This is a genomic window from Psychrobacter aquimaris (assembly GCF_016107525.1).
Lineage (GTDB): Bacteria > Pseudomonadota > Gammaproteobacteria > Pseudomonadales > Moraxellaceae > Psychrobacter > Psychrobacter aquimaris.
On the sequence record NZ_JABASR010000029.1, the window covers coordinates 1 to 3,806 of the forward strand.

The 3,806-nt window shown below is 41.9% G+C and carries 5 protein-coding genes; 1 reads left to right on the forward strand and 4 read right to left on the reverse strand.

From position 1 onward, the window contains the following. Together JFC10_RS14695 and JFC10_RS14700 are read right to left on the reverse strand one after the other, a co-directional pair. Positions 1 to 853 (reverse strand): MobA/MobL family protein (locus JFC10_RS14695; protein WP_198333473.1); only part of this gene is annotated, 853 nt, incomplete at its 3' end. A gap of 3 nt (positions 854 to 856) precedes the next feature. Further along, positions 857 to 1,120, reverse strand: coding sequence for a hypothetical protein (locus tag JFC10_RS14700; RefSeq protein WP_198333474.1), 264 nt, complete (start codon positions 1,118 to 1,120; stop codon positions 857 to 859). 230 nt (positions 1,121 to 1,350) lie between these two features. On the opposite strand from JFC10_RS14700, the gene JFC10_RS14705 reads away from it, so the two are divergent. Beyond that, positions 1,351 to 1,782 carry a hypothetical protein gene (locus JFC10_RS14705; protein WP_198333475.1) on the forward strand — a complete coding sequence of 144 codons (432 nt, stop codon included), beginning with the start codon at positions 1,351 to 1,353 and terminating at the stop codon, positions 1,780 to 1,782. Positions 1,783 to 2,081: 299 nt separating this feature from the next. On the opposite strand, the gene JFC10_RS14710 is transcribed toward JFC10_RS14705, so the two are convergent. Then, the gene (locus JFC10_RS14710; RefSeq protein WP_198333476.1) at positions 2,082 to 3,023 is read right to left on the reverse strand and encodes a replication initiation protein; all 942 of its coding nucleotides are present in this window, start codon (positions 3,021 to 3,023) and stop codon (positions 2,082 to 2,084) included. A 240-nt stretch (positions 3,024 to 3,263) separates the two neighbouring features. Further along, the coding region (locus JFC10_RS14715; RefSeq protein ID WP_198333477.1) for a hypothetical protein at positions 3,264 to 3,806 on the reverse strand (543 nt) is incomplete at its 5' end.

Genomic DNA, 3,806 nt, shown 5'->3' on the forward strand with positions numbered 1-3,806 from the left:
GCTCAGCTTCTTGTGCTTGGCGTACTTGCTCAGCTTCTTGTGCTTGGCGTACTTGTTCGGCTTTCTCATTGTCTTGTGTTATCTGTTCTATAGTCTCTTGAACGTTAATGGCTTTACGTTCCCTAACAGCTACTTGATATTCTTTCCTTGCCTCTAGTTTGTCCAAGTATATTCGTTTGAATTTTGGATTATTAAATTGATTCATTGGAAGGTTAAAAGGTGTCAGCTTTATATCTCGGTCTGCATAAGACTTCATATTGATAGTTGCTCTACTGCCTGCTTGCTTTAGATGTTTATTACAAATCTGCTCCCACCGTTGCCGTTGGTCTATCAACTCGGCTTTACGTTCTGCGGGTTTCATGCCTGTATTGGCTTTTTTAGCTCCACCCTTTTCAGGTTTCTTGCTGTTATATCGCTTGAAATACTGGTCAGGGTCGCGGCTAATGCCGTCTATAGTGCGTTCACTGAACATCAGATGGCAATGAGGCTGCCCTTTGCCGTCAAGGGCTGGGGGGTTATGTATGGCATACTGGTAAGCGTGGTTATCGCCTAGCTCTTGCTTAATCCAATCTAGTACGAGGTCGTGCCGTTGGTCTACCGTCAGCTCTCTAGGCAAAGCGATAACATGCTCACGATAAGCACTGCCGTTTTGTCTTTCATAAGCATCTGCCATTTGCCAAAAGAAGTTAGGCTCAGTTTCAGCCCATAGTGGCATATTGCCATGACCAACAGATTCTAGCTTTTCTAAGTCATCATCAGGCTTGGCATATTTGCCCTCCCTAGCGATGTAAGCAGCATGGGGTGATGCCTTGCCTTTCTTACCAACTCCAACACTCAAACGAGCTATAGCCACGATTTAAACCTTGTTATTGAGTTTATCTAGTTGAATTACCAACGCTGACCATTCTTCTTTTTCTTCGTCTGGTAATTCTGGAACGAGAATAGGGAGGAAATGTGCATAATTTCTACCGACGAAAAATTCACCATTCGCAACATAATCACCAGCTTTGACTTGTTGTAAAAATATCGGGATATCATCGATGAATGGTTGCCCATTCTCTTTATCTGTATTTTGCTTATCTATCTCTTCTTGAGTTATTTGCTTCACTTCAAATTCCATTGAATAGTCCTTTTTTTTGTTTTTGTCAGTCGATAGACTGATTGGGTTTGCAAAGGGTTCTTTTTACCCTTGCCACGCCGTTTCTCAATTAGTAGCGATAGCGGATAATTGAGAAACGTCTAAGCGTGCCTTGTCTTACTCAGACAGGTTAACAGACGTCTGCTAGTGTTGGCAATCGTGTATTATGATATAATTTAGAACGTGGTAAAAACTTTAAAAAAGGAATTATTATGGCTAACCTAGACTTAGCGCATTTAGAAAAATTGGTTAAGAGATTTAAAGGGTTTAACTCACCTACTGACGCTCAAAAATTAATAATATTGTTAGGTGAAAAAAACTTTCGTGACGATGATGATAATAAAAAATTAGCGGTTTTACTGAAAGCTGAAAAGAAAGCGGATCAATTGATAGGAGCTAGAAGAGAGGCTAGACAGCTACTAGACAAAATCAAAGCCGATGAAAGGAAGGAAGAAACACGTAAAAAAATAATATGGGGTAGTGCTCTCAAAACAGCAGCCCAGAAAAACCCATATATGGCTCAGGTGATGGCTAAACTTCTCAATGAAGGATATATATCAGAAAGGGATAAAGACGTTGTGAAAGGTGACGTACCGACATCGAGCAAACAGGCTACACGACTGCCTTCCATAGCTAACGTATAAAGCCTCCAAAAATATCACGGGCTACAGACACAAGGGAAGGAGGAAACAAGCAGCTTAAACGGCAGCACAGAGCCAAATAGAGCTAAATGACAACTGTACATAGAGTATCAAAATCCAAGGTAGGCAAAATTAGGCATGTTTGGCAAACCTTGGATAAGTCGTTAGCCTAAGCACGAAATACAGAGATTTGAATTGCGACTCTGTTAGAATGTTTAGGATAGGAAAATTGATTAGCTGAGCTTAACGGCAACCACCAAAGACTCCTGCGGGCTGTTATCTGATTAAGGCATTTCCTGTTTTTACTTTTTTTTCCTCTGCAAGCCCCAGTTCGTAAGGGTTCTAGTAGTTACGCCTAACTCCTTCGAAATGATCGTCTTTTTAACGCCATTTTGGTACATTTCTAATGCTTGTTTTTGCTTGTTTGTGTTATCGCCCCACCGCTTTTTTGCTCTTGCTCTTTGAAGCTCTGAAAACGCCTTGTGGCTTGCTGTGAAGTCCTTTTTTGAGCAATATCTGGCAATACTTCGGACGATGTGTTTTAGCTCGTTAGAGAATAACGGTTCATCAAAACGCTGATTATATTCGTTTGCAATGCTAGTTAAAATGCTCTCTAGCGCACTATAGCTATGCGTTTCGGCTAGTGGATAGGCTTTGTGCCTGACGTGTTCAAACACGCTGTAATTACGCCCATAGCCGTAGTCATTGGCTGCATCCGTTTTGCTTTGTAAGTCTAAATGTTCAGCAAGCTCTGCAAGCTCATAAGAGGGCTTAGCCCCCGTTAAATATACTTCGTGCGAAATGTGGCACGGGTTTTTAATAAGATTGCCGCCATAGCTGCGGTCTGCTCCTAATGCTAACCGTAGGGCGTGTTGAACGCTGCTTAAATACTTGATAGCTTTTATACTGGATTTTCCACCCTCACCCACTGGGGTTGTTAGCTTGTATGCGTAATGAGCATGACCATTTTTAGGGTTTTTTATGATGATTTGAGGACGCGGTAATACATTGTCATGGTAAGCAAATAGTGCTTGAGGGTCGTCAATATCAAAGACAAGCCAACGGCACACGTTGGGGCGGTTGGGTTGAATGTAGGCGTGTTTTATGGCGTGTGACTTGGTGCGGATGTGGCTAAAACCCTTGTCATTGGTGCAATAGGGGTTAGTCGCTAGGTCTGCGTAGAATTGAGTTAGAGTGCTGACGTTCCGCCAGTTTGTCTGATCTGTTTTTTCGAGTTCGTACACTGGTTAAATATCAATTTGTTACAGATATGAAATATAGACATAATAAAAAAACTTAATATCTGTAGCCAAATCGCCTTGTATTGGCGTGTATTAACCAGTAAAATAATGCCTGTCGAGACGATATTTAGTGGTCACACACTAAGTTAAGTTTTAAACAAAGCCCTGACGCTTCCAACGTCGGGGCTTTGTGCTATTTGATGTTCGAGTTTACGCTTTTTAAATACTGCGCGCAAAGGTTAATTAGCGCGGTCTAGGTGTTGTGATTGTCAGTGTTGGTTGTGGCTGTGACTGCGTTGGCGTATCTAAACGCCTGATGTTTGTATCAATACGTTGTCGCATATTGTTTCGCGCTCTCGTCGCCTCTTCGTGTTCTTTAACGTCATGTAAGCCTACGTTTTCCATTCGCTGTTCAACGCTATTCATTAGCTTATCTACTGCTTCATAAACCGCCTCATACTTAGCTATATCATGCTTGCTAGGTAGTCTACAGATAGAGTTATTAAGCTCTTGTAATGTTATTTGTGTAGCGAGAAAGAAGTCTTCACAGAGTAATCTACCGTTATTTCTGCTTAGTCTTCCACTGTCGAAATTGTCTGCAAGATCATCATGTCTAAGGTGTAGACTTTCAAACTCCTGACTCAACCTTTCGCGAAGCTTCAACGCTGGGGCTTTGGTTGGCGTATCTAGTTTTCTTGCTTTTTTGGCATTTTCGGCTGCTAAACGTACTTGTTCGGCTTCTTGTGCTTGGCGTACTTGCTCAGCTTCTTGTGCTTGGCGTACTTG

Bases quoted from the DNA above. Each gene is read 5' to 3' on its own strand.
- JFC10_RS14700 (WP_198333474.1), bottom strand. From the start codon at position 1,120: ATGGAATTTGAAGTGAAGCAAATAACTCAAGAAGAGATAGATAAGCAA.
- JFC10_RS14705 (WP_198333475.1), top strand. From the start codon at position 1,351: ATGGCTAACCTAGACTTAGCGCATTTAGAAAAATTGGTTAAGAGATTT.